We start from the raw sequence: 25,407 nt of genomic DNA, 5'->3' as shown, positions 1-25,407 counted from the left end.
CTCTGAATCAACAACGCGTGCGCCCGAGGAGAACGCCGGTGGTCAGTCCCCTGAAAGTGGAATTTCAGTTCGATTTTGGAAGCCCGAATGCCTATCTGGCGGAGCTGGCGCTGCCGGCGATCGAACGGCGCACCGGCGTGAAATTCGAATATGTTCCGGTTCTGCTCGGTGGAATTTACAAGGCGACCAATAATATGTCGCCGGCCGAGTCACTTCGTGGGATCAAGAACAAGCCGGAGTATCAGGCGCTGGAGACCCAACGCTTTATTCGTCGCCACAACATCACGAAATTCCGTTCAAATCCGTTCTTCCCGGTCAATACGCTGATGCTGATGCGGGGCGCCGTCGCGGCCCAGTTCGAAGGCCTGTTCGAGCCGTATTTCCGTGTCGCCTACCATCACATGTGGGAAGAACCGAAGAAGATGGACGACGTTACGGTCTTCAAAAGCGCATTTACCGCATCCGGGATCGATATTGAACGGCTGATGGCGCGTGCGCAGCAGGATGACGTCAAGAAACGATTGCTTGATGTGACGAACGACGCGGTCAGCCGTGGCGCATTCGGGTCGCCGACGTTCTTTGTCGGCAAGGAGATGTTCTTCGGCAAGGACCAGCTTCGCGACGTCGAGGAATCGATCGTCGAACAGACCCGTCATCTTGCCGCCAGAACGGCCTGATTGGGTGCGTCCTTGCGAGCGAAGCGAAGCAATCCATCGCGCCGCATAAAGGAAGAATGGATTGCTTCGTCGCTTCGCTCCTCGCAATGACGAGGTCCAAATTTGATCAAGGGAGAGCATCATGTCGGGTCCACTCACTGGGGTTCGTGTCCTTGATCTCACCGGCGTGGTGTCGGGTCCATTCGCGACCATGTTCCTGGCCGATCAGGGCGCCGACGTGCTCAAGATCGAGCCGATCGGCGGCGATATCACGCGCCGCAGCCGTGCCACCATCGACAAGGGTGGCGAATTTTCCGCGCTGTTCATTTCCTCCAACCGCGGCAAACGCTCGCTGTCGATCGACGTCAAAAGCACGGTCGGCCGCGAGGTCCTCGCCAAGCTGGTGGCGCAGGCCGACGTCCTGGTGCAGAATTTCCGGCCCGGCGCCATGGAGCGCCTCGGCCTCGGTGCGGACGAATTGCGGGCGCGCCATCCGCGCCTGATCTATGTTTCGATCAGCGGCGTCGGTGATACCGGACCCTATGTGAAGAAGCGGGTTTACGATCCGATCATCCAGGGCCTTTCCGGTTTCGCCGACATTCAGTCGCAGCCGGTGACCAATCGCCCGCAGATGATCCGCACCATCGTTTGCGACAAGACCACCGCCGTGTTTACCGCGCAGGCGGTGTCGTCGGCGCTGTACGCCCGCGAGAAGACCGGGCAGGGCGATCACATCCAGGTCGCGATGCTGGACGCCATGATCTCGTATCTGTGGCCGGAAGGCATGATGCAGTACACCGTGGTCGGCGCGGAAACCACGGCGGCCGATCCCAACGATCGTCCGGATCTGGTGTTCAAGACCAGCGATGGCTACATCACCGCCGGCACCATCTCGGATTCCGAATGGCAGGGCTTCTGCAAGGCGTCGGGCGATCCGGAACTCGCCAAGGATGCGCGGTTCGCGACGCCGTCGGCCCGGTCAGTCAACGCCACCGCCCGCATCAACAAGATGGCCGAATACATTGCGCAACATACGACGGCCGAATGGCTGGAACGGCTGGATGCCGCCGATGTGCCCTGCGCGCCGATCCTGCGCCGTGGCGAGATCATTCATAACAAGCAGGTCGTCGCACGCGATCTCATCGTGGAGTTCGATCAGCCGATGGTTGGACGGGTGCGGCAACCAAAGCCCGCCGCGCGTTTCGAGATCAATCAAGCCGCGATCGGAGGGCCGGCGCCCCGTGTCGGCGAGCACTCACGCGACGCGTTGCGCGAGCTGGGCTATGACGACGGCGCCATCGACAAGATGGTCGGAGATCGCTCGGTTCGCGTAGCGGTCTAGGCAAAGCGCTGCGCGCAATTGATGCCGGTTGTCAGCTTTTCTGTGCCACCGGCGTGACTGGCGCCAGTGGCACGTTCGCCACCTTGGCGAGCTGATAGGCGTCTCGCGCCTGCATGCGTTCGAGATAGGGCTGGGCGTTGTCGCAAATGCCGACGCCGTAAGCGATCGCCCAATCCAGACATGTCGTCAGCAGGATGTCGGCGCTGGTGAACTTGTCGCCCATCAGGAACTGCCGGCCATCTGCCAGTGCGACTTCAACATGGCGCAACTGCTCGCGAAAATACTCGCCGGCCTTGGCGACCACCTCGGGCGCAACGCCGTAGATCGGTCCAAGCGCATCGGCCCGGTGCCTTCGCATCACGTAAAGGCTGGTGGAATCCAACTCGGCCACGACGAAGAAGCACCACTCCAGCCAGGCGGCATATTCGCGCGGCGTTTCGGGTATCAGCGCGCGTTCGGGCGTTGAATACATCCGAGAAAGGTAGGCAACGATCGCCGCACTTTCGCCGATACAGAAGTCGCCGTCCTGCAGCAGCGGGACTTTCTGCCGGGGATTCAGTCTGGTGTATTCGGCGGTCTTGGTCTCGCCGGTCCGCGGCCCGATCGGCTTCGTCTTATAAGACAGCGCCAGCTCGTGCATCGCCCAATGTGGCCGGATCGTGCGGCTCGTGCCAACCCCCCACAGGGTCAGGTCCGGTGCGGCGCCCATGTTACCATTTCTCCACGGAGGGACGTAGATCGAGTTCATGGGTCCAGCCGTCCCGGGTTTGCTGGTGGGCGAACCAATAGGCGTCGGCGATCGACGATGTCTTCGTCAGGCTGTCGGCGGGGATATCGCTGGCCTCGATCCCTTTCGCCGCTTTCATGCGCTGGTGGATGGCTTCGCTGTCCACGCCGGCGTCGATCAGCAGATGCACGACGTGGATATTCTTGGGGCCGAGCTCGCGTGCCATCGCCTGAGCCACCGCACGAAGCCCGAATTTCGCTGACGAAAACGCTGCAAAACCCTGTCCGCCACGGATGCTGGCGGTCGCTCCGGTAAAGAAAATCGTGCCGCGGCCACGGGGAAGCATGTAGCGCGCGGCCTCGCGTCCGACCAGAAACCCGCCGTAACATGCAAGCTCCCACGCCTTGAAGAACAGCTTCTCGGTGGTGTCCAGCAGCGGCTTGTTGACGTTCGATCCGGCATTGAAGAGGCAGACCTCGATCGGGCCGATATTCTTCTCGACGTCGGCAAACAGGCTCTGAACTTCGGCTTCCTGACGGGCGTCGATGCTGAACGCGTGGGCATCGTGACCCGCGGCCTTCAGCTCGTCGATCAGTTCCTGGGATTTGGCTGCGTCGCGCCGGCAGATGCAAACCGTATAGCCACCCGTGGCAAAACGGCGGGCGACAGCGGCGCCGATGGCATCGCCGGCCCCTACGAGGATCGCTACACCACGACTTGCCGTCATCTTTCCGCCTCCCATTAGTTCTTATTTGGTACTTAAATAAGTATCCCGGTTTAGGCCGCCTGTAAACAGCGGACCCGCCACAGCCAATACGCTATGGGGGTAAGTCACGGTTCCTGACCAAGTCGAAAAATGGCGTGCGCAGAAATCGATTGACGAGTTCTAAAAAAGAACGTTAATTGAGGTCGACGATAAGGCCGCGCGAACAGGCAGCTTGATAGACGTGGGAGGGCGAAAGTGCCGGAAGCGATGGATATCGGCGAGATTGCCGCTGGGCTTCCACGCCGCATGCATGAGGTCATTGACCGGCACGTTGCCGCATCTCCCCACCGCGCGGCGCTGATCGAAGATGGTGCCTCCTGGAGCTATCGAGAGCTGGATCGAGCGGTCGTAGATGTCGCCGCTGGTCTCAAATCGCTCGGTGTCAGGACGGGCGATCGTATAGTTATCGTCAGCGAAAACTGCATCGCTCTTGCTGCGCTGCTTCTGGCGGCGAGCCGGATTGACGCATGGGCGATCGTCGCCAATCCCAGACTCTCGGCGCGCGAACTGGACCAGATCCGCGATCACAGCGGTGCGCGGCGAATGCTTTTTTCTTCGGAGGTTTCGAAGGAAGCCGCGGCTCACGCGCAGCGTTATGGCGCGGAGGTATGGCGGCTCGGAGCCTTGATGGCGGTCGACGTCGGCCCGATGAACGAAGCGGCCGTAGCTGAACCGGTCGAGAAGGAAGCGGCGAAACAGGTCGCCGTGCTGATCTACACATCGGGAACAACGGGTACGCCGAAGGGCGTGATGCTTACGCACGAAAACCTGCTCGTCAGCGCGAAGACCACCGCGCATTTCCGCCGAATGGGTGCCGGCGACAAGGTATATGTCGTGCTGCCAATCTCACACATTGTCGGCATCTCGTTGCTGATCATGACCCTGATGGTCGGCGGGACAGTCCGCCTGGTAAGCAAGTACGATCCCGCAGCGCTCGCCAAGGCGATCGCCGAAGAAGGAATCACCATTCTCTGCGGCGTGCCTGCGACCTATCAGCGCCTTTTGGAATACAAGGCAGTGGCAGGTCTGAGGCATTTAGATCCGGGATCGCTGCGGCTGATTGCGGTGGCGGGCGCGCCACTCGATCTCGAACTGAAGTCGCGCGTCGAACGGGAGCTCGGCCTGCCGCTATCCAACGGCTATGGCATCACCGAATGCTCGCCGGGAATATCGGGGGTTCGCTTTGATACGCCGCGCAGCGATCAGGCCGTTGGAACGCTGCTGCCGGGCGTCGAGGCCCGCATCAGGACTGTCGATGGCATTCCGGTGGCGAGGGGGGAGATTGGCGAGCTTCACGTCCGGGGGCGAAACGTCATGCGTGGCTATTATCGCGCGCCCGACCTGACGGCGAAGGCCATCGATAGCGAGGGATGGTTCAATACCGGCGATCTTGCGCGCTTCGATGGCGACTGCCTCTATATCGTCGGCCGCACCAAGGAAATGATCATCCGGTCGGGTTTCAACGTCTATCCGGCGGAGGTCGAGGCCGTCCTCAGTTCGCACAAGGATGTCGTGCAGTCCGCCGTGGTGGGCCGCTCCGTCGACGGCAACGAGGAAGTCGTCGCCTTTGTGCAACTGATCCAGGGGTCGAAGGTGACGCCCGCCGATCTGTCGGCGTTCATCAACCCGCAATTGACTTCGTACAAGCGGCCGTCGGCGATCTTCGTGCTCGATGCGTTGCCGGCAACCTCGACCGGCAAGATCCTGAAGCACAAGCTTGCGGAGTCCTTGCAGGGCACTGCGTCAAGGACCGAGCCGGCGATCGCCAGCCGACATTCGTAACTGCCAGATTGACCGGGAGAACAGCTTTGCAGAAGAGAAACGCGACCGTGGCCGTGATCGGCGCCGGTGACTATATCGGCGGCGAGATCGCCAAGAAGTTCGCTTCCGAAGGCTTCACGGTGTTTGCCGGGCGGCGCAACGGCGCCAAGCTCGAGCCGCTGGTGAAGGAAATCGAAGCGGCGGGGGGAGAAATCCACGCCCGTTCGCTCGATGCGCGAAAGGAGGAGGAAATCACCTCCTTCCTCGGCGACGCCGACAAGCATGCGCCGCTCGAGGTCTGCATTTTCAACATTGGCGCCAACGTCAACTTCCCGATCGTCGAGACCACGGAGCGCGTGTTTCGAAAAGTCTGGGAAATGGCCTGCTATTCCGGTTTTCTTGCCGGTCGCGAAGCGGCTCGCCTGATGCTGCCGCGAGGCAAGGGCAATATTTTCTTCACCGGCGCGACCGCGTCCCTGCGCGGCGGGTCCGGCTATGCGGCCTTCGCCAGTGCCAAGTTCGGCCTGCGCGCCGTGGCGCAAGCGACCGCGCGCGAACTCGGGCCGAAGAATATTCACGTCGCCCACCTCATTATCGACTCCGGCGTGGACACGGAATGGGTGCGACAGCGGCGGATCGAGGCTCTGGGGCCGGATGCGCTTAATGATCCCGATCTGCTGATGCCACCAGCGTCGGTCGCCGAATCCTATTGGCTGCTCTACCAGCAGCCGCGCAGTGCCTGGACCTTTGAGCTCGAAATACGTCCCTTCGGCGAGAAGTGGTAGCAGGAGCGTCACGGTGGAACTCAACCTTTCCAGCGAAGATGCCGCGTTTCGCGACGAAGTGCGCGCCTTCATCGCGGAGAATTATCCATCGGAAATGCGCGTTCCCAATCCCGAGACCGACCTGACCAAGGAGCAGATGCTGCTGTGGCACCGCATCCTTCACAACAAGGGATGGATCGCGCCGCTGTGGCCGAAGGAATATGGCGGGCCCGGCTGGTCGATCACGCAACGCTTTGTGTTCGAACAGGAGACCTCGCGCGCCGGAACGCTGCCGCCGCTGGCGTTCAGCGTCACCATGGTCGGTCCGGTGATCTACACGTTCGGCAACGACGCGCAGAAGAAGAAGTTTCTGCCGCGGATTCTGTCGGGCGAGGATTGGTGGTGCCAGGGCTACTCGGAGCCGGGCTCCGGCTCCGACCTTGCCTCGGTCCGAACCAAGGCGGTGCGGGACGGTGATTACTACATCGTCAACGGTCACAAGACCTGGACCACACTGGCCCAGCACGCCGACTGGATCTTCTGCTTGGTGCGCACCGACACCGCGGCAAAGCCGCAGGCCGGCATATCGTTCCTCCTGATCGACATGAAGTCGCCGGGCGTTACCGTGCGCCCGATCATCACCATCGACGGATCGCACGAGGTCAACGACGTGTTCCTCGAAGAGGTGCGCGTTCCGGTCGAGAATCTGATCGGTGAGGAAAACAAGGGTTGGACTTACGCGAAGTTTTTGCTTAGCAACGAACGTACCAGCATGGCCGGCATCGGCCGTTCGACGCGCTACCTGAACCGGCTTAAGCGGATCGTAAAGACCGAAATTGCCGAGGACGATCCATCCTTCGGAGAGTTCATCAAGGACATTGCGCGCGTCGAGCTTGATTTGCTGGCCCTGGAGGCGACGGAGTTGCGCGTTGTTGCCCAGATGTCGCGCGGCATCGATCCGGGGCCGGCGGCCTCGCTGTTCAAGATCCGGGGCACCGAGATATTCCAGCGCATTACCGATCTGACCCATCAGGCGATCGGCAATTACGGTCTTGCGATCCGCGAGCATCCGGTGAGCGCCAATCGCTTTATGCCCGGGCCGGATTACGGGCATACCGCGTCCGAGAAGTATTTGAATTCACGCAAGCTCAGCATCTATGGCGGGTCGAACGAGATCCAGCGCAACATCATCGCGAAAGCGGTGCTGGGACTTTAACGGCAGTGAACGAGGCGTCCGATGGACATTCAGTTGACGGAAGAACAGGAATTGCTTCGTGGCAGCGTTCAACGACTGCTGCGGGATCAGTACGATTTCGACGCGCGCCGCAAGATCGTCGCGACCGACGAAGGCTTTAGCCGCAAGCACTGGAATGCCTTTGCCGAACTCGGCCTGTGTGCCGCGCCGTTCCAGGAAAGTTCCGGTGGCCTTGGCGGCGGACCGCTGGCGACGATGATCGTGATGCAGGAGTTCGGGCGCAACCTCGTGGTCGAACCGTTCTTCGAGACGGTGGTGCTCGCAGGCGGCCTGATCGAGGACGCCGGCACGCCGGCGCAACGCGAAGCGTATCTGCCGCAGATCATGGCCGGCGAATCCATTTGGGCGCTGGGCTGGGCGGAGGCGCGCTCGCGTTACGATTTCAGCAATGTCGATACGACAGCGCGGCGTCAGGGTGAAAGCTACGTTTTAAGCGGTACCAAGGCGGCGGTAATCGGAGCGCCGTGGGCCGACAAATTGATCGTCTCGGCGCGGACATCGGGCGGCCCGCGCGATCGTAGCGGGGTCAGTCTCTTTGTGGTCGATCGTCATTCGCCCAATCTTCACTTGCAGGGCTTCCGGACGATCGACGGCCGGCGCGCCGCTGAAATGACGCTGATGAATGTGCGGGTGCCGGCCGGCCAGTTGCTGGGAACCGAAGGGGAGGGTGTCGCCATACTGGAGGCGTGCCGCGCCCGCGCCATCGCGGCGCTGTGTGCGGAAGCTGTCGGCGCGATGACGGAACTGAATTCGTCGACGCTCGAATACAGCCGGACGCGCAAGCAGTTCGGCGCTGCGCTCGGGACGTTCCAGGTGCTGCAGCATCGCATGGTCGATATGTTCATCGCCCTCGAGGAGGCGGTCTCGTTCACGCAGCATCTGAATCTGAGCCTCGCGGCGAAAGAACCGCACGGATCGAAGCTGGCATCCGGCGCCAAATCGAAGGTCGGCAATGCCGCACGGTTCATTGCCGAGCAGGCGGTGCAGCTTCACGGCGGCATGGGTATGAGCGACGAATTGAACGTCGGTCACTACTTCAAGCGGATCGCGTCCATCAACACCCAGTATGGCGACCCGACCTACCATCTGATGTGGTATGCGCAACAGGCTTAGCGTTTTTTCGACGTGGCAGTCGATGTCGCGTCCAACCAGAGGTGAATGATGACGGATGCCGTGATCGTATCGACCGCCCGTACACCGATTGGCAAGGCCTACAAGGGTGCACTGAACCATACCGAAGGTGCGACCTTGCTCGGTCACGCCATTTCCGAGGCGTTGTCGCGGGCGAAAATCGAGGGTGCCGAGGTCGAGGACGTCGTGATGGGGTGTGCCATGCAACAGGGTACCACCGGCACCAACATTGCGCGCAAGGCGTTGCTCCGCGCCGGACTTCCGGTGACGGTCGCCGGAACGACGATCGATCGCCAATGCGCATCCGGACTTCAGGCGATCGCGTTGGCTGCAAGGTCAGTGCTGTTCGATGGCGTGGAGGTTGCCATCGGCGGTGGCGGTGAATCCATCAGTCTGGTGCAGAACAACCAGATGAACGGCTTTCATGCCGTCGATCCGGAGCTGCTCGCGATGAAAGGCGATGCTTACATCGCGATGCTCGACACCGCCGAAATCGTCGCGAAGCGTTACGACATCTCGCGGGAGCGCCAGGACGAGTACAGCCTTGAGAGCCAGCGCCGGACGGCGTCGGCCCAGCAGGGCGGCCGCTTCAACGACGAATTGGCACCGATCAGGACCGCCATGGCGGTGACGGACAAGGTCACGGGCACGGTATCGTACAAGCACGTGACGCTTTCGACGGATGAGGGGCCGCGTCCCGACACGACCGCGGAAGGTCTTGCAGGTGTCAAGCCGGCCAAGGGGCCGGGCTTTACGATCACCGGCGGCAATGCCAGCCAGCTTTCGGACGGCGCCAGCGCCGCCGTCATCATGAGCGACAAGCTCGCGGCAAAGAAGGGCCTCAAGCCGCTCGGCATCTTCCGCGGTTTTGTCGCGGCGGGCTGTGAACCCGACGAGATGGGGGTCGGTCCGGTCTACGCCGTGCCGCGGCTTCTCAAGCGGCATGGATTGTCCGTTGACGATATCGATCTCTGGGAGCTGAACGAGGCATTCGCGGTGCAGGTGATCTACTGTCGCGACAAATTGGGGATCGATCCGGAAAAGCTCAACGTCAATGGTGGTTCGATTGCGGTCGGCCATCCCTACGGCATGACCGGCGCGCGTCTGACCGGCCACGCGCTGATCGAGGGCCGGCGACGCAAGGCGAAATATGCTGTCGTCACAATGTGTGTCGGCGGCGGCATGGGAGCTGCAGGCCTCCTTGAAATCGTCCATTGAACCCCGGCTGCAAGCCGGTAGAGTTCAGAGCTCAAAAACATATTGGAGGCGCGCGTGAAGACAGCAATTACCGAGATGTTCGGCATTGAACATCCGATCATCCAGGGCGGAATGCATTATGTGGGATTTGCCGAGCTTGCGGCAGCGGTGTCGAATGCCGGTGGTCTCGGCATCATCACCGGCTTGACGCAGAAGACGCCGGAATTACTGGCCAAGGAGATCGCGCGGTGTCACGACCTGACGGACAAGCCGTTTGGCGTGAACCTGACCTTTCTGCCGACCTTCAGCGCGCCGCCCTATCCGGAATATATCGCCGCCATCAGGGAAGGCGGCATTAAGATCGTCGAGACGGCCGGGCGCAGTCCCGAGCAATATATGCCGGCGCTGAAGGCGGGCGGCATCAAGGTGATCCACAAATGCACCTCGGTTCGGCATTCCCTGAAGGCCGAGCAGATCGGCTGCGACGCCGTCAGCGTCGACGGCTTCGAGTGCGGCGGGCATCCCGGCGAGGACGATATGCCCAACATGATTCTGCTGCCGCGCGCGGCCGAAGAATTGAAGATTCCCTTCGTGGCGTCGGGCGGCATGGCCGATGCGCGAAGCCTGGTTGCGGCGCTTGCGCTCGGCGCCGCCGGCATGAACATGGGGACGCGCTTCATCGCCACCAAGGAAGCGCCGGTGCACGACAACGTCAAACAGGCGCTGGTGGCCGCTACCGAACTCGACACAAGGCTGGTGATGCGGGCGCTCCGGAACACCGAGCGCGTGCTGAAGAACAAGGGCGTCGATCGCCTGATCGAGATCGAGCGCGAAAAAGGCGCCAAGCTGCAGATCGCCGACATCCATAACGAGGTCGCGGGCGTCTATCCCAAGGTCATGATCGACGGCGAGATGGATGCCGGCGCCTGGAGCTGCGGGATGGTGGTGGGCCTGATCAAGGACGTTCCAACGGTCAAGGAACTAATCGATCGCATCATGGCAGACGCTGAGCGCATCATCATGGATCGGCTAGCGGGATTTGTTGGCGCAGACAGCAAGGCAGCGTTGCGGGTCGCGTGACCCGTCGCGATGCGTGAATGGTCGGTGATCGCGATGCCGGAGATGGGCATCGCGGGCAGCAACGGGAGCGGTTGAGATGGCAGAAGGTCGGATCGAGATCGACACCGGAACCGGCGAGCTGTTGTGCGAAATCCGCGACCGGGTCGCGCTGATCACGCTCAACCGTCCCGAAGCGCGCAATGCGCTTTCCGACCACCTCACGCCCGCGCTGCGGCGGATGATCAAACAGTGTGGCGACGACTCAAACGTCGGCGCGCTGTTGATATCAGGGGCGGGCACTGCCTTTTGCGCCGGCGGCGACGTCAAGGGCATGGGCAACAGCAACAAGGCAGAAATTACCTTCGAAGAACGCGTTGCCGATTTGCGAACCAAGCAGCGCACCTTGACCGGGGCGCTGGTGGCGGTACGAAAGCCGACGATTGCAGCGCTTCCAGGACCCGCGGCGGGCGCAGGGCTGGCGCTGGCGCTGGCCTGCGACATCCGCATTGCCGCTGAATCCGCGATCATGGCCACCGGCTACGCCCGCATCGGGTTGACCGGAGACTACGGCATTACGTGGTTGCTGACCCGGCTGGTCGGAACATCGCGGGCACGGGAACTGATGTTCCTGTCGGAACGGATTGCCGCGCGCCGCTGCGAGACCCTCGGCCTCGTCAATCGCGTCGTGCCCGACGCCGAGCTCCGCGAGACGGCTTTTGCGCTCGCAAGGTCGTTGGCCGAGGGGCCGTCGATCGCATTGGCCCGCATCAAGGACAATCTCGACCACGCCGTGAATTCCGACTTCCTGGATTCAATGGATCAGGAGGCCGAAAACATGGTTCGGTCCGCGCGGACGACCGACCACAAGGAAGCCGTGCGCGCCTTTATCGACAAACGAAAACCTGCCTTCGTCGGGCAATAGCGCCTCTCGACGAAAGGACGCGCCGATTGCCGTTGCGTTGTATGACGATAATCATCTAATATAACCGCGATTGCAACCGATGCGTGGTGCGGCAATGCCTTCTCAAATCGTATTCGATCGACATGGATGCTGGAGGGGCCGCCGCCATGGCTGACAAGCCGATTGCCATTGTCACAGGTGTCGGCCCCGGCACCGGGTCCGCGATCGTGCGGCGTTTTGCTGCCGGAGGATTTCGCGTCATTGCCTTGGCCCGCTCGCCGGATCGCATCCGCGCGTTGGAACAGGAACTTCCGGACACCCATGCGGTGATCTGCGATGTCTCGCGCGAGGCCGAGGTTGCGGATGCGGTTGCCAACATACGCAAATCGTATGGTTCTCCCAATGTCCTCATCCACAACGCGGTGGGCGGCGGTTGGGGGACATTCCTTGAAATCGAGCCGGAGATGCTTGATCGGAATTTTCAAGTGAACGTCATGGGCTTGTTGTATCTGGCGCGCGAAGTGGCGCCGGACATGATCAAGGCGGGCAACGGCGCGATCCTCGTCACCGGCAATACCTCAGCCATTCGCGGCAAGGCGAACTTTGCTGGCTTTGCCCCGACCAAGGCGGCCCAGCGCATTCTATCGGAGTCGATCGCGCGCGATCTCGGACCGCGCGGCATCCATGTCGCTTATGTCCTGATTGACGCCGTGATCGACGTGCCGCGCATGCGCGAACGCCTGAGCGACGCGCCGGACGAGTTCTTCATCAAGCCGTCCGCAATCGCCGACGAACTGTGGCACCTGTACAATCAGGACCGCTCGGCGTGGTCATTCCTTACCGAGATTCGTCCGTTCGCCGAGAAATGGTGAGATGAAAATGCGTCGCGTTGGCATCGGACCTTTTCCGACTTTTCCATGGAGCCGGCAATGCGCTACGTGAAAGGCCACGGGCTGCAGACCCGGAGCCGGATTGTCGAGAACGCCTCCTATGGCCTGCGCCAAAGCGGCGCCGAGGGTATCAGCGTGGTCGACTTGATGAAGCTCGTTGGTCTTACACATGGCGGATTCTACTCTCACTTCGATTCACGCGAAGCCCTTTTTATCGAAGCGTTCGCCCTCGCAATGGATCAAACAGTCGCCGATTGGCAGCAGCTCTTTGAGGCATTACCCATCGAGAAGCGATTTGATGCGCTCGTTGACGGATATTTGAGCGCCCGCCACCGTGACAATCGGGCCCGCGGTTGTGTGCTTCCGGCCTTGGGCGCTGATATCGCGCGTTCAAGCCCGAAGGTGCGCCAGAACTTCGCGAGGAAGTTCGAGGAGATGATCGATTCGATCGCGCTGCTATTCACGGAAGAACCACCGGGGGAGGCACGACAGATCGCTACCAGCACGCTTGCAACCATGTTGGGCTCGATCGTGCTCGCGCGCGCAGCCGGCGACAAGACGCTGTCCGGCGACATTCTCGAGGCCGGGCGGCAAGCGCTGCGCAGTCAATCGCCGCTCCGGAAGTCGGGCAAGCCACGCGGAAAATGTGGTCGCTAGACAAAGAAAAGAATTTGGAAAGGAACGATCATGACGGAGCATGTGAAGACCGAGGTCGCCGAAGGCATCATGACCTTGACGCTGGCTCGCGCCGACAAGAAGAACGCACTGAGCAACGCCATGTACAGCGCCATGTCGGATGGGCTGGAGCGGGCGGAGAAGGATCCGGCGGTCCGTGTGGTTCTGTTCCAGGGCGACGGCGACAGCTTTACCGCCGGAAACGACCTGGCTGATTTCAGCGCCCAAGCCAATGGCACGGCCACCGGTGAGCCCCAGGCGCATCGGTTCATCGGCAACCTCGGCAAGGCCACCCGTCCGCTCATTGCCGCCGTGCAGGGCAACGCCGTTGGCGGTGGGACCACGATGCTGCTCCACTGCGACCTGGTATTCCTGGCCGACACCGCAAAACTGATCACGCCGTTCGTCAATCTGGCGCTGGTTCCTGAAGCAGCCTCGAGCTGGCTGCTGCCTGCGCGGATCGGGCACGTCCGCGCCTATGCGATGTTTGCGCTGGGTGAACCGCTCGACGCGGCTACAGCCTTGAGCTGCGGATTGGCCAACGCCGTCGTGCCGGCGGCGGAATTGCGCGCCAGGGCTCGGGCGGCGGCCGAGGCTCTGACCAAACGGCCGGCCGGTTCACTGAACCACACCAAGGCGTTGATGCGCGACATGGACAGGATCGCCGCTCAAATCAGCCGGGAAGGCGCGTTGTTCCGCGAACGCCTGCAGACCGGTGAAGCCCGCGAGGCATTCGCGGCGTTTGCCGAGCGCCGCAAGCCCGACTTTTCGAAGGTCGCGCGCTAAGCCGCCGTCCGATTGCAAACGGGGCGTTCAGGCATCACTCAACGACGTCAACGCCCTGGCCACCTCGGTCTTGACGAGATGCTTGCGATAATCCGCTGACGCGTAGCCATCCGACAGGCAGTCGGCCTGTTCGCTGGCGAGCGCTGCGGCGCGAGCGATGTTTTGGCTGGATAGCGGCTTGCCGGTCAGATGCGCGCTTGCGGAGTCCGCCCTGAAGGCATGGCCGGTCGCGCCGGTGATGCCGATCGTGGCTTGCGAAACCGTGCCGTCGCGCCGGCGCAACGAGACGGCGACACCGACCACGGCATAGCCGCTCGCGGGATGGCGGATCTTGCGGTATCGGAACTGCAAGCCGGGGTCGGGACGAGGGATGTGGATTGCCACGAGTACTTCGTCCAGCTCGAGGGCGGTGGTCATGATATCGACGAAGAAATCCTTTGCCGCGACATGCCGGCGGCCGCCCGGGCCTGCGAGCTCCAGTTCTGCGTTCACGGCGATCGCGACCGCCGGCCAGTCGGCCGCCGGGTCGGCATTTGCCAGGGAGCCGCCGATCGTGCCGCGATTGCGCACCTGCGGGTCGGCAATCAGGTCGGCGGCTTGATTGAAGATCGGCAGCACCTTTCGCAGGGGTTCGGAGGCGAGCAGTTCGGCATGCGTTGTCAGGGCGCCGATCCTGATGCGGTCGGCGACCTCGATTCCCTTCAATTCGCCGACGCCTCCGATATCGATCAGCAGCGCGGGCGACGCCAGCCGCAATTTCAAAGTCGGGATCAGCGTATGGCCGCCGGCAACGAGCTTGCTGCCGTCGGGATCGTTTTGCAGCAGGCCGATCGCGTGGGCGAGCGAGGTTGCGCGAACATAGTCGAATGATGCCGGGATCATTGGGCCGCTCCGGCGCGTGCGTTGTGGATCGCAGACCAGATGCGCGGTGGCGTCATCGGCATGTCGAGATGTTTTATCCCGAACGGCGAAAGCGCATCGAGCACGGCGTGCACCATGCAGGGCGGTGCGGCGATCGAACCGCTTTCGCCGATACCCTTGACGCCGATCGGGTTGGTGGGTGAGGGCGTCTCCTGAAACAGCGACCGTATGCTGGGGACATGTTCCGCGCGCGGCACCGCATAGTCGAGCAGCGAGCCGGTCATCAACTGCCCGATATCGGGATCATAGCTGACCTCTTCGTAGAGCGCCTGCGCGATACCTTGCACGACCCCGCCGTGGATCTGCCCGGCGGCAAGAAGCGGGTTGATGATCGTGCCGGCGTCGTCGACGGCGACATAATCGAGAATATCGACGATCCCGGTTTCGGGATCGACATCGACATAGGCCATGTGGATTCCCGAAGGCGAGCCCATTCCCTTCGGATCGTAAAACATCGTCTCGTCGAGACCCGGCTCCATTCCGTCGGGAAGCTTGTGGCCGACATAGGCCATGCGGGCCACGGTGCCGAAAGTCAAAGGGGCGATGTCGGTCCCGGGAACGCTGAATTGGCCTGCCCGGTAGGAAATATCCTTTTCGTCGACTTCGAGCATGCCCGCCGCAATCTTCCTTGCCTTGGCGACGATGCGGCTGGAGGAGACATGGACGCTGGATCCGCCGACCGCCATCGACCGCGAGTTGAACGTGCCGTGACCGGCCTGAACCTGTCGGGTGTCGCCCTGCACCACGTCGATATGCTCGATCGGTACCTGCAGGACGTCGGCGGCGATCTGCGCCAGCGAGGTGTTGTGACCTTGTCCCTGACTCATCGAGCCCGAATAGATCGTGGCCCGGCCGCTCGAGTCGATGCTGACGCGTGCGCTTTCCCAGCCGCCGCGGTTGAAGCCTATCAGCGCCAGGCGGCGTGACGGCGCCATGCCGCACATATGGGTATAGGCCGCGACACCGATGCCGCGATAGCGGCCCTGAGCGCGCAATTGATCGCGTTCACTGCCGCGCGCCGCGTAGTTGAAGGCGTCCATCGCCTTTGCCAGGCAACCTTCGTAATTGCCGCTGTCATAAGTCACCGCCGGCCCGTTGTAGGGCTTGTACGGAAAATCGGCGCGCTGAATGAAATTGCGCCTGCGTATCTCGACCTGATCGATGTCGAGGTGCCGTGCAACCGCGTCGATCGCCCGTTCGGCGATGTAGCCGCCCTCGGGCCGGCCATACCCGCGATAGGCGTCGACCGGAACGGTGTTGGTCACGATCACCCGGGAACGTGCCTCGTAGTTCTCGATCTTGTAGGCGCCGGTGCCAAAATTGATCGTATTCACCGTCGGACCGCCGGTTGCCATGTTCGACAAATAAGCGCCGACATTGCCCAGCGTCTCAACCTTCAGGCCGAGTATCTTGCCGTCGTTACGGATCGCGATCTCGATCGTCTCCGTATGGGCGCGGCCGTGGTTGGTGGATTGATGGCTTTCGGAGCGCGATTCCCACCACTTGACGGGTACGTCGAGCCGGCGCGCCAAGTACGGGCAGAGCAATTCCTCCGGGTAGAGATGCATCTTCGCGCCGAAACCGCCGCCAATGTCCGGCGCAACGATCCTCAACCGATGTTCTGATATGCCGACGGTGTCGGCAATCCATCGGCGATGCATGTGCGGGACCTGGCTCTGCAGGTAAACGGTCAGGGTCCCGTCGACATTCGGTTCGGCCAAAATGGAGCGCGTTTCCATGCAGGTCGGGATCAGGCGATTATTGGCGACGCGAAGACGGATGACCTGATCAGCCTGTTGCATGGCCTTCGGGTAGTCGCCGCCACCGACCTTGTAGATCGTGGTAATGTTATTTGGCACGTTGTCGTGAAGTTGCGGGGCGCCGTCGTGGATCGCGGCTTCTTCATCGACAACCGCGGCAAGCGTTTCATAATCGACATCGATCAGCCCGATGGCATCGTGGGCCATGGCCTGGGTTTCGGCCACCACCAGGGCGACGCATTCGCCGACGAAACGAACCCGGCCGATGGCGACGACAGGCCGGTCCGGCACCTTGGTCCCCGGCATGATCCAGTTGGGCACGATCGAGCCGATCTTGCCTGCGAGGTCGGCACCGGACAAAGCCAAACGGACGCCGGGTGCCGCCATTGCGGCAGCGAGATCGACGTGCTTGATGATGGCGTGCGCGTGAGGCGATCGCAGCAACGCCATATGCAACGTGCCCGGCGCCTTGATGTCGTCGGTATAGCGTCCTTTGCCGGTGACGAACTTGAAGTCTTCGCGCCGCCGCAACGGTTGGCCGACATATTTGATCGCGGTTGCTTCAGTCATGGCGATGCGCCTCCGAGGCGAGGGATTGAACTGCGCGGACGATGTTGGTGTAGCCGGTGCAGCGGCAGATATTGCCGGTGAGGTGATGGCGGATTTCACTCTCGGTCGGGTCAGGGTTTTGCTTGAGCAATTGGCGGACAGCCATGATCATCCCCGGCGTGCAGAAACCGCATTGCAGGGCGTGGTGCTCGTGGAAAGCCGCCTGAACCGGATGCAATGCGCCACCGCCGGGCGCGAGGCCCTCGATCGTTGTGATCGACGATCCATCAGCCATCACCGCCAGCACCGTGCAGGACTTGACGGCCTGTCCATCGATATCGACAGTGCAGGCGCCGCATTGCGAGGTGTCGCAGCCGATGTGGGTTCCGGTGAGGCCAAAATCGTCTCTCAGCAGATGAACCAGCAGTTTCCGCGCTTCGATCGAAGCGCTTCGACTGATACCGTTGACCTCGATAGTGACGGCGTGATGCCTTTCACCTGCATCGATCATTGATTCCTCCGATATGATCCTGCGAAACGAGGGTGTCTAAACAAGGCAGGGAAATGCCCCGTGTCCGGACGGTATGGTTACGAGAAGCGGACGTCGGCGATATCGATCGCCACGAAGATCGGCTCCGGAATCGTGCCCCCGTCAGATTTTCTGCGAAGCGCCCGTCGTTTCGTGGCGACCTTGATTCCGGAAAATTCCTTGTGGTCGGACATGTAGTGCGCCGTCGGCGCACCGCCCGCGATGGGGGCGCTGTAGTCCACTCGGCAAATCAGGCCCTGCTCATTGATGTGGAAAATCTGCTCGGCGCAGTGCGTGGCAATGTGATCCGGAAACACGACCTTAAGCCGCCGGCGCTTTTCGCTGTGCTCGTCCCAACGTTCGATTTCTTCCGTCTTGAATCCTGGCAGCGCAAAGATGAAAGGCGTATTCAGGTAGTTCCACATTGCATAACCGCTGAAATAGGCGAGATTCAAATCGTCCCACGGAGTTTCGACGGTATGGCCGTCAAAGGCGGCGCGGGGATTCGTCCGATCCTTGATGGGTTTTCCGTCTAGCGTTTCGATGACGGTATGGTCGGGGGTGCATGAACTACGCATGCCTTCGCTGATGAAGGGCCTGTAGCTGATCCATTGTTTCCCAGTGGCGGCGGTGACGTGAACGTCCTTGAGGGCGTCGGGCCACCCCTTTCGTGCCCACATTGCACCGGTGATGGACATGTCACCTTCAATGGCCTTCACTTTGTTCCAACGCTCGATGCCTCCATGCGCATCGATCACAAGGTCGCGAAGCTCGCTCATGCTCATTGTGCCCTTCCGCCGAATTTTGCGGGCCCTGTTATTCCTTGTTCCGGGCCGTTCCGTGCCAGCGCAGACAGCGCTGGACAGACAGTCACTCTAATGATAAGAGTGATGGGGAGGCAAGCAATTTATGCGATCAAAAGGTTTTGATGGGATGGCGTGCTCGATAGCCGGCGTCCTGGAAGCGATCGGTGACCGTTGGGCGGTATTGATTCTGCGCGACCTGTCGCTCGGGTTGAGCAAGTACGAGGACCTGCGCCGGTCGACCGGCGTCACCAATGCGACTTTGTCCGATCGGTTGAAGCATCTTGAGGAGAACGAACTGGTCGAGCGGCGGCGATACCAGCTCAATCCCGAGCGGTACGAATACGTTCAGACCGCGAAGGGCCGGGACATCATTCTGGTGATTCAGGCGCTCGCGCAGGTAGGAGACAAATGGGCGGTTTCCGGAAACGCCGGGCCACCGCTCAAATTTGTGGATCGAAAAACCGGACACATCGTGAAGCTTGCAATGGTCGACAAGGAGACGGGGCAACGCGTCAGAGCGCAGGATTTGCTGCCGCAGGAAGGTCCGGGAGCTGATGAACTGGTCCGGTGGCGTTTGACATATTTTCAGAAATAGGGGCCCCGCCGAACCGGCCTTGGGTCTGAGAGAGGTCGCGTCGCGCGGCCGGTCGGGCTCACGCCACGCGACTGATGCAAGCCTCGGCCATCTATGTGAAATGACGAGGATCATCTAATCACTGTAATCCGCAAACATGACTTGCAAACTGCAAGTCATGTTGTAAGCTGGCCCGAATAAATAAACCGGGGCGCATCGCGGTGCGCGAAAAATGGAGGTGCGTTGTGTCCGAGGATGCACTGATTACGCGCGAGCAGCGCGGCAATATTTCCGTATTGAGCATGGTTTATCGGCCCTACAATCTGCTTGGACCGAAGCTCATCAATGCCATCGTCGAACAGATCGAACAGGCTCAGAAAGCCGGCGGCCGGGCAATCGTCCTTCGCAGCGGGCTTCGGCATTTTTCGGCCGGCGCCGATCTCGATATTTTCGACAAGCGCGTGGAGCAGGGTAGTGGCGACTCAGGCGGTGAAAACCGCCGCTTGAACGGCGTCGAGTTTCTCCGCTTCATGGAATTGCTGCCGATCCCGCTGATCGCGAGTGTCCATGGCGTTTGCCTTGGCGGCGGCCTCGAACTGGCGCTGTCTTGCGACTACATCATCGCGGCGTCGTCGGCGAAGATCGGTTCGGTGGAGGCAACGCTTGGACTGCATCCATTGCTGGGCGGTATCCAACGTCAGGTGCAGCGCATCGGCGCATTGCGCGCCAAGGAGATGTCGATGCTGGCGCGTCGCTATGATGCGCCGACGCTGGAGAAGTGGGGCCTGATCAATCTCACGGTTCCGGAGGAATCGCTGGAGAAGGCGACGATGGCGATCGCCGAGGAATTCGCGCAAGGTCCGACACTGGCCCACGCTGCGACCAAGGAGCTCGCCCACATCGCCGTCAACGAAGGTGTGGCCGCGGCCGACGAGGCGATGGCAAGGGTGCAGGCGCCGATCTGGGCATCAGAAGATCTGAAAACCGGCCTTGCCTCGTTCCGCAAGAACGGACCCGGTCTCGCCAAATTCGCGGGACGCTGATCATGAGTGGTCCTCTCAGCGGAATTCGCGTCGTCGACTTTTCCCGCGTGCTCGCAGGTCCATTGTGTGCGCGGACATTGCAGGATCTCGGCGCGGAGGTCATCAAGGTCGAACCGCCAAGTCCCGACGTGTCGCGCTTTGCGTTTCCATCCACCGACGGCATGTCGGGCTATTATGCGCAGCAGAACGCCGGCAAGCGCAACGTCAGCATCAATCTGAATATTCCCGGCGCCTATGATCTGGCGTTGAAGCTCTGCGATACCGCCGATGTCGTGGTGGAGAACTTTCGCGCAGGCACGCTCGGCTTCTTCGGTCTCGACTACGCAACCTTGTCGAAGCGGAATCCGCGATTGATCTACGCGTCGATCACCGGTTACGGCCAGGGCGGTCCCTGGCGCAGCCGGATGGCATATGCTCCGACGGTGCAGGCCGAAGCCGGTTTTACCGAGAACAGCGTTCGGCACTATGGCGAGGCCTTGAAGGAGCCGCGCACCGACAGCCTGTCGCATGCCGACGTCTATGCCGGATTGCAGGCGGTCATCGCCATTCTCGCGGCGCTCCACTGCCGCCAGACAACCGGGCAGGGCCAGTATATCGACGTCGCGATGGCGGCGACCTTGCTCGCGGTCAACGAACGCGCGCATGTCGATCTGTCGGATGAGGACATCGGCGCAGAGCCTGCCGTGCTCGGCGCCACCGACTGCTCTTTCTTCACGGGTCCGCAGGGTGAGCATTTCACCGTCGCCACCAGCATTATCGGCAGTCGGACGTTTCCGTCCTGGCTGCGCGCGATGCGGCGCGTCGATTTGATGGACGACCCGCGATTTTCGAGCGCCGCGGCGCGGCGGCTGAATTTCGGCGCGTTGCACCAGATCATCCAGTCCTGGATGCTGACATTCCCGGACATGGCGACGCTCGACGCGCAGTTTGACGAGGCCAAGATCGCGATGGGTGAAATCCGCTCGATCAAGGAGTTGACCAAGTCGGATTGGAGCGACTACTGGGGGGCGATCCAGCTCGTACCGGATCGCAGCGGCGGCGAATACAAATTGCCGGGCCGCCCCTGGCACTTTTCCGGAGATGAACTGACGCCGATCGGCACACCGGCCTTCCAGGGCGAACACAACAGAGAGGTGTTTGGCGAACTGGGCGTGAGCGAGGCGGAGCTGCAGAGGCTTTCCGAGACGGGGGCGCTCGTCGCGCACCGCCGTGCGCTTGAGCCCGAGGCTGCGGTCAAACCGCTGGAGGCTCCTGGCCAGGCCGCCTGAGTGCGATGCCCCTTGGCGACGCGATCCCACAATCAAAAAGGCGGTAGACCGCAAGCATTGGTTTCCTGCTATAAGTGATCGGGAATCACCGAAGCCAAATGGGCTGCGAGACATAACGTGAAGCGTTCCCGTTCCACCAACAAGGAATGCTCCATCGCCCGCGCCATGGAGGTGGTCGGTGACCGCTGGTCGATCCTGCTGCTTCGGGAAGCCTATTACGGCACCCGGCGGTTCGACGAGTTTCAATACTATCTTGGCGTCGCGCCAAACATTCTCAGCACGCGGCTGAAGAAATTCGTTGATCTCGGCATGATGACGCGTGTGCCATTGCCGGAGCATGGCGGGCGTTATGAATATGCATTGACCAAGAAGGGGCGCGATTTTTTCCCGACTTACATGGCACTTAAGAAGTGGGGCGATGACTGGCTTGCGGAGCCGAAGGGGCCGCAGTTGGTTTTCAAGGATCGCACAAGCGGGCGGCAAATCGAATATCCCACCTTGCTTTCAGCGCGCGGCAAGCCGTTGCAGCTCGAAGACGTCGAAATTGTTGCGGGATCTGGCGCCGTGCCTTTCAACCGAAAGCGATTCGGCGGTCAACTCCCGCACGCAAAGGTCAAACCAAAGGGTGCGAGTCGAGTTCTGCGCAAATCCGTAAAGAAAATCCAAGGATATTCAACGTGAGCAGCCTGAACGCCGCGAGAGAACCCGGTGTTTCGAGGAGCGCGATCTCGTTCGGCAGGTGGGATTGGAGCAGCCAATTTTACTGACCACCAAAACTCGCGGGAGAGTTGTTATGAAGCATCAGCGATTCGAAAGTATCGTGGATCAGTGCCGCCGTAAGCGGCGGAATAGCTGGAACTCCTGCCCGGCAGCAACGTCAGCCAGTTCACCCTGAGAGTTAGCATTGTAAGGCCATGACCGGCCAACAATGGTTCGATCGGGCAACGAACATGCTGCTCAAGCCCACACATAGCCGAGCTTATGATGGCTGCAGATGCGGGGATGCCGCCTTTTTGATGATCAGGTCAGCAGCTTTCTCGGCGACCATGACCACGGCTGCATTGATGTTGCCGCCGATAAGATCCGGCATCACTGAAGCATCGACAACACGCAGGCGTTCGGTTCCCAGCACACGAAGTTCGGGATCGACGACCGACGCTGAATCGGTTTCCTTGCCCATGCGACAGGTCCCGAGTGGATGATGTACGGTGATTCCCGTCGCGCGAATGTGGGCGTCGATCGCCTCGCGTGACGCGTTCGGCCCGGGTGCCAGCTCTCTTTCGACGAACGGAGCGACCGATGGTTGACGCCCGACGTCCTGCACCAGGCGAATGCCGTCGCGAAGTACCGCCCAGTCATTTTCGGTGGCCAAAAAATTCTGCCGGACCGTCAACGCGGCGCGCGGATCGGAACTAGCGAGGAAGACTTGGCCGCGGCTTTCCGGCCGCAGCAGCACCGCACGACAGCCAAAGCCATCAGCAAACGGCTTTCTGAATGGTGAAAGATACGGATGAGCCGTCATCGGAGCCGCTACGAAGAGAAGCTGTACATCCGGCAGCGGGGCCTCTGGCCGGGTCTTCAGGAAAGCCGTGAGCCCGCCAGGAAGATCGCTAGCCAGGCCTTGCCCGAACAGATAGGCGCGCGCCAGTTCAGGCACGATCCGATCGAGTCGCATCTGCCGGTGGAACGCTCCCGGCTCTCTGCGGCTGTAGCTGACGGCGGCGGAGATGTGATCCTGCAAGTTCTTGCCGACCGCGGGAAGCGACAGCTGCACCTTGATGTCATGCGCGCGAAGTTGCCCTGGCTCGCCGATACCGGACAGCATCAGCAATTGCGGGGAATTGATCACGCCGCCGCAGAGCAAAACCTCCCTCTCTGCGCGGACAGAATTCAGCGCCCCGTGGCTCAGATACTCTATTCCAACGGCCTTGCTTCCCGCGAACAGGACACGGGTCGCGAGCGCACCCACGCGCACCGTCAGATTGCGCCGCTTCAACGCCGGCCTCAGATAGGCGACGGCGGCGCTGCAACGTCGGCCATTGCGCATCGTGCTCTGCACAACTGCGAAGCCTTCCTGCTGCGCTCCATTGTAATCTTCAGTCGTCGGAAACCCCGCGGCGGCTCCAGCCGCGAACCAGGCATCAACCAATGGATCCTGGTATCGCGAATACTGCGTCGTCAACGGACCGCACCCGCCGCGATAGGAATCGGCCCCGCGCTCCCACGTCTCCTGGCGCTTGAAGTATGGCAGGACCTTTTCGAACGACCATTCCGGTAGTCCCGACGCCGCCCAGCGGTCGTAGTCGCCCCGGTTCCCCCGCACGTGGGTCATGGCGTTGATCGACGACGAGCCACCGATCACCTTGCCGCGGGCGCATTCTACGCCGCGGCCGTCCATGGTGGCTTCGGGCTCGGCGAAATACATCCAGTCGTGCTTGCGGTTTAACAGAATATGGGGCCACCCCAGAGGAATGTGGATCCAGGGGTCGCGGTCCCAGCCGCCGGCCTCAAGCAACAGAACTGACACGTCTGGATTTTCGCTCAACCGCGCAGCCAAGACGCAGCCAGCCGAACCCGCGCCAACGATAATGAAGTCGTAACTTGCCGTCTGTGACATGTCCGTCCCGCCGAAATAAATTGCCGATGATCCGAGTCCGAAGGTTATTCCGCGGCAGATCTGCTCAATCGCAGGAGCGCGGCCGCGCTCGCCGCGCACAACGCGGGTATCGCGCAACACACAAAAATGCTGCTGATCGTTAGGCCTCTGATCATCAGCGCGCCGATGACGAGCGGTCCCGTCACCTGGCCCATACGGCCGAGTGCCATCGCCCAGCCGACACCGGTTGCACGTATCGCGCTGGGATAGATCAATACCGCGACACTCAGCAGTCCGGATGTTCCGCCCCCCAGAAAAAAGCCCGACAGCGCGCCTAACAGTTCGAGCAGCATTACAGAATGCGTGACGTAGCCGAACGCCCCCACGCTGAAGGCACCCGCAACGAAGAGAACTGGCAGGATCAGGTACGGATCGAAGCGGTCGACCAGTCGCCCGCCGAGCGCGGTGCCCACGACGCTGCCGAGATTGTTCAGGCCAACGATCAGCACTGCCTGCGATCCGCCGATACCTGCTTGCCGCAGCAGCGCCGGCGTCCACAGCACCAGGACAATCAGCAAGACGAAGCACATGAAGCACGCGATCCACAGCAGCAGCGTTGATGCGGCGCGTCCGTCGGAGAACAAGTGCCTAAAAGGAAGGCGGCCGAGTTGTCCCTCGGTGTCGGGATAGAAGACCTGGCCCGCCTGAGACCCCGGGGCGATTCGACGAGCGATTGCCGCCACTTTGCGTTGTCCGTCCGGTTGCCGGATCAGGAAATGCAGTGACTCCGGCAGAGCCCAGGCGGCAAGGACTGCAAGCAGCAACGGGATCGACCCGCCGACGTAAAAAAGCGCGGGCCAGCCTAACCGCGGAACCAGATATGCACCGGTCACCGCGCCTATTGCTCCGCCGAGCGGGAAGCCGGCCCAGAGCAATCCGATCAGCAGACCGCGAATGCGACGCGGCGTGTATTCCGAAGACAACGCCAACAGGTTGGGAATTGCGCCACCAAGCCCGAATCCCGCAAGAAAGCGAAGATACGACAACGAGGAGAAGTTGGCAGCGTGCGGTGTCAGCAATGAGAACATTGCGAACGTGATCGCTGAGCCGACCAGCATCCACCTGCGTCCGAAGCGATCGCCGAGCGGCCCCAGGACAAATGCTCCCAGCATGGCCCCGAGCAGTCCGGCAGAAAACACTGGTCCGAAGGCCGTGATCGGAATGTCCAGCGAAGACGCCATGTCTGTGGCGACGAAGCCGATGGCCTGCGTGTCGAAGCCGTCCATGAGGACTATCAGGAAACACATGACGACGATGCCGGTCCGATAGGCGCCGAGCGGCAAGTGGTCGATGACCGACGCAATACTGGTTCGCCTTGGCTCCATGACGCCTCGCTCTGGCTGTCGTTCCGGTGGCCGCCTTGACTTAGGCGTATGTGCACGTACGTGGAA

At 61.5% G+C, this 25,407-nt stretch carries 24 protein-coding genes; 16 read left to right on the top strand and 8 right to left on the bottom strand.

Annotated features, from left to right (window positions below; translation table 11 throughout):
- Positions 1-38 precede the first annotated feature (38 nt).
- Together V1283_RS26890 and V1283_RS26885 are read left to right on the top strand one after the other, a co-directional pair.
- Positions 39-677: a 2-hydroxychromene-2-carboxylate isomerase gene (locus V1283_RS26890; RefSeq protein WP_334389582.1), complete on the top strand. Its 639-nt coding sequence runs from the start codon at positions 39-41 to the stop codon at positions 675-677.
- A 121-nt stretch (positions 678-798) separates the two neighbouring features.
- Positions 799-1,998, top strand: coding sequence for a CaiB/BaiF CoA transferase family protein (locus tag V1283_RS26885; RefSeq protein WP_334389581.1), 1,200 nt, complete (start codon positions 799-801; stop codon positions 1,996-1,998).
- 31 nt (positions 1,999-2,029) lie between these two features.
- Here V1283_RS26885 and V1283_RS26880 read toward each other — a convergent pair whose 3' ends face one another.
- Both V1283_RS26880 and V1283_RS26875 read right to left on the bottom strand, forming a co-directional pair.
- Positions 2,030-2,707: a glutathione S-transferase family protein gene (locus V1283_RS26880; protein WP_334389580.1), complete on the bottom strand. Its 678-nt coding sequence runs from the start codon at positions 2,705-2,707 to the stop codon at positions 2,030-2,032.
- 1 nt (position 2,708) lies between these two features.
- Complete coding sequence (locus tag V1283_RS26875) at positions 2,709-3,452, bottom strand: SDR family NAD(P)-dependent oxidoreductase (RefSeq protein ID WP_334389579.1); 744 nt, start codon at positions 3,450-3,452, stop codon at positions 2,709-2,711.
- A 246-nt stretch (positions 3,453-3,698) separates the two neighbouring features.
- Here V1283_RS26875 and V1283_RS26870 point away from each other — a divergent pair, with 246 nt between their 5' ends.
- The 10 genes from V1283_RS26870 (at position 3,699) to V1283_RS26825 (ending at position 13,910) form a co-directional block, all read left to right on the top strand.
- On the top strand, positions 3,699-5,273 hold the full coding sequence (locus V1283_RS26870) for a class I adenylate-forming enzyme family protein (RefSeq protein WP_334393183.1): 1,575 nt from the start codon (positions 3,699-3,701) through the stop codon (positions 5,271-5,273).
- Positions 5,274-5,299: 26 nt separating this feature from the next.
- A complete protein-coding gene (locus tag V1283_RS26865; protein WP_334389578.1) occupies positions 5,300-6,037 on the top strand; it encodes an SDR family oxidoreductase in 738 nt (245 codons plus the stop codon).
- 13 nt (positions 6,038-6,050) lie between these two features.
- Entirely contained in the window at positions 6,051-7,232 is a 1,182-nt protein-coding gene (locus tag V1283_RS26860; protein ID WP_334389577.1) for an acyl-CoA dehydrogenase family protein, read from the top strand.
- Between the two features lie 21 nt (positions 7,233-7,253).
- Positions 7,254-8,384: an acyl-CoA dehydrogenase family protein gene (locus tag V1283_RS26855; protein ID WP_334389576.1), complete on the top strand. Its 1,131-nt coding sequence runs from the start codon at positions 7,254-7,256 to the stop codon at positions 8,382-8,384.
- Positions 8,385-8,432: 48 nt separating this feature from the next.
- Positions 8,433-9,620, top strand: coding sequence for an acetyl-CoA C-acyltransferase (locus V1283_RS26850; RefSeq protein WP_334389575.1), 1,188 nt, complete (start codon positions 8,433-8,435; stop codon positions 9,618-9,620).
- Between the two features lie 54 nt (positions 9,621-9,674).
- The gene (locus tag V1283_RS26845; protein WP_334389573.1) at positions 9,675-10,679 is read left to right on the top strand and encodes an NAD(P)H-dependent flavin oxidoreductase; all 1,005 of its coding nucleotides are present in this window, start codon (positions 9,675-9,677) and stop codon (positions 10,677-10,679) included.
- Between the two features lie 76 nt (positions 10,680-10,755).
- The gene (locus tag V1283_RS26840) at positions 10,756-11,580 is read left to right on the top strand and encodes an enoyl-CoA hydratase-related protein (protein WP_334389572.1); all 825 of its coding nucleotides are present in this window, start codon (positions 10,756-10,758) and stop codon (positions 11,578-11,580) included.
- 146 nt (positions 11,581-11,726) lie between these two features.
- Complete coding sequence (locus tag V1283_RS26835) at positions 11,727-12,431, top strand: SDR family NAD(P)-dependent oxidoreductase (RefSeq protein ID WP_334389571.1); 705 nt, start codon at positions 11,727-11,729, stop codon at positions 12,429-12,431.
- Positions 12,432-12,488: 57 nt separating this feature from the next.
- On the top strand, positions 12,489-13,106 hold the full coding sequence (locus V1283_RS26830) for a TetR/AcrR family transcriptional regulator (protein WP_334389570.1): 618 nt from the start codon (positions 12,489-12,491) through the stop codon (positions 13,104-13,106).
- 30 nt (positions 13,107-13,136) lie between these two features.
- Complete coding sequence (locus V1283_RS26825) at positions 13,137-13,910, top strand: enoyl-CoA hydratase-related protein (protein ID WP_334389568.1); 774 nt, start codon at positions 13,137-13,139, stop codon at positions 13,908-13,910.
- A gap of 27 nt (positions 13,911-13,937) precedes the next feature.
- On the opposite strand, the gene V1283_RS26820 is transcribed toward V1283_RS26825, so the two are convergent.
- The 4 genes from V1283_RS26820 to V1283_RS26805 all read right to left on the bottom strand — a co-directional run bounded on the left by V1283_RS26820 (position 13,938) and on the right by V1283_RS26805 (position 18,454).
- On the bottom strand, positions 13,938-14,792 hold the full coding sequence (locus tag V1283_RS26820; RefSeq protein WP_334389567.1) for an FAD binding domain-containing protein: 855 nt from the start codon (positions 14,790-14,792) through the stop codon (positions 13,938-13,940).
- Positions 14,789-17,161, bottom strand: a complete 2,373-nt coding sequence (locus V1283_RS26815; protein ID WP_334389566.1) for a xanthine dehydrogenase family protein molybdopterin-binding subunit — start codon at positions 17,159-17,161, stop codon at positions 14,789-14,791. The genes V1283_RS26820 and V1283_RS26815 overlap by 4 nt, the downstream gene beginning before the upstream one ends.
- Positions 17,154-17,651 (bottom strand): (2Fe-2S)-binding protein, encoded by a 498-nt coding sequence (locus V1283_RS26810; RefSeq protein ID WP_334389565.1) that lies wholly within the window; start codon positions 17,649-17,651, stop codon positions 17,154-17,156. Before V1283_RS26810 ends, V1283_RS26815 begins: the two co-directional genes overlap by 8 nt.
- A 77-nt stretch (positions 17,652-17,728) precedes the next feature.
- Positions 17,729-18,454 (bottom strand): hypothetical protein, encoded by a 726-nt coding sequence (locus V1283_RS26805; RefSeq protein ID WP_334389564.1) that lies wholly within the window; start codon positions 18,452-18,454, stop codon positions 17,729-17,731.
- Between the two features lie 148 nt (positions 18,455-18,602).
- On the opposite strand from V1283_RS26805, the gene V1283_RS26800 reads away from it, so the two are divergent.
- The 4 genes from V1283_RS26800 (at position 18,603) to V1283_RS26785 (ending at position 22,041) form a co-directional block, all read left to right on the top strand.
- Entirely contained in the window at positions 18,603-19,070 is a 468-nt protein-coding gene (locus V1283_RS26800; RefSeq protein ID WP_334389563.1) for a winged helix-turn-helix transcriptional regulator, read from the top strand.
- A gap of 224 nt (positions 19,071-19,294) precedes the next feature.
- The gene (locus V1283_RS26795) at positions 19,295-20,092 is read left to right on the top strand and encodes an enoyl-CoA hydratase/isomerase family protein (RefSeq protein ID WP_334389562.1); all 798 of its coding nucleotides are present in this window, start codon (positions 19,295-19,297) and stop codon (positions 20,090-20,092) included.
- Positions 20,093-20,094: 2 nt separating this feature from the next.
- Entirely contained in the window at positions 20,095-21,360 is a 1,266-nt protein-coding gene (locus tag V1283_RS26790) for a CaiB/BaiF CoA transferase family protein (protein WP_334389561.1), read from the top strand.
- 165 nt (positions 21,361-21,525) lie between these two features.
- Positions 21,526-22,041: a winged helix-turn-helix transcriptional regulator gene (locus V1283_RS26785; RefSeq protein ID WP_334393182.1), complete on the top strand. Its 516-nt coding sequence runs from the start codon at positions 21,526-21,528 to the stop codon at positions 22,039-22,041.
- Between the two features lie 298 nt (positions 22,042-22,339).
- On the opposite strand, the gene V1283_RS26780 is transcribed toward V1283_RS26785, so the two are convergent.
- Positions 22,340-23,977 (bottom strand): GMC family oxidoreductase, encoded by a 1,638-nt coding sequence (locus V1283_RS26780; RefSeq protein WP_334389560.1) that lies wholly within the window; start codon positions 23,975-23,977, stop codon positions 22,340-22,342.
- Between the two features lie 44 nt (positions 23,978-24,021).
- Positions 24,022-25,263, bottom strand: coding sequence for an MFS transporter (locus V1283_RS26775; protein WP_334393181.1), 1,242 nt, complete (start codon positions 25,261-25,263; stop codon positions 24,022-24,024).
- Between the last annotated feature and the right edge of the window lie 144 nt (positions 25,264-25,407).

It is taken from the genome of Bradyrhizobium sp. AZCC 2262, from assembly GCF_036924535.1.
GTDB lineage: Bacteria > Pseudomonadota > Alphaproteobacteria > Rhizobiales > Xanthobacteraceae > Bradyrhizobium.
Note: the sequence above shows the minus strand (reverse complement) of the source record. Positions and strands in the feature narration are given on the sequence as shown.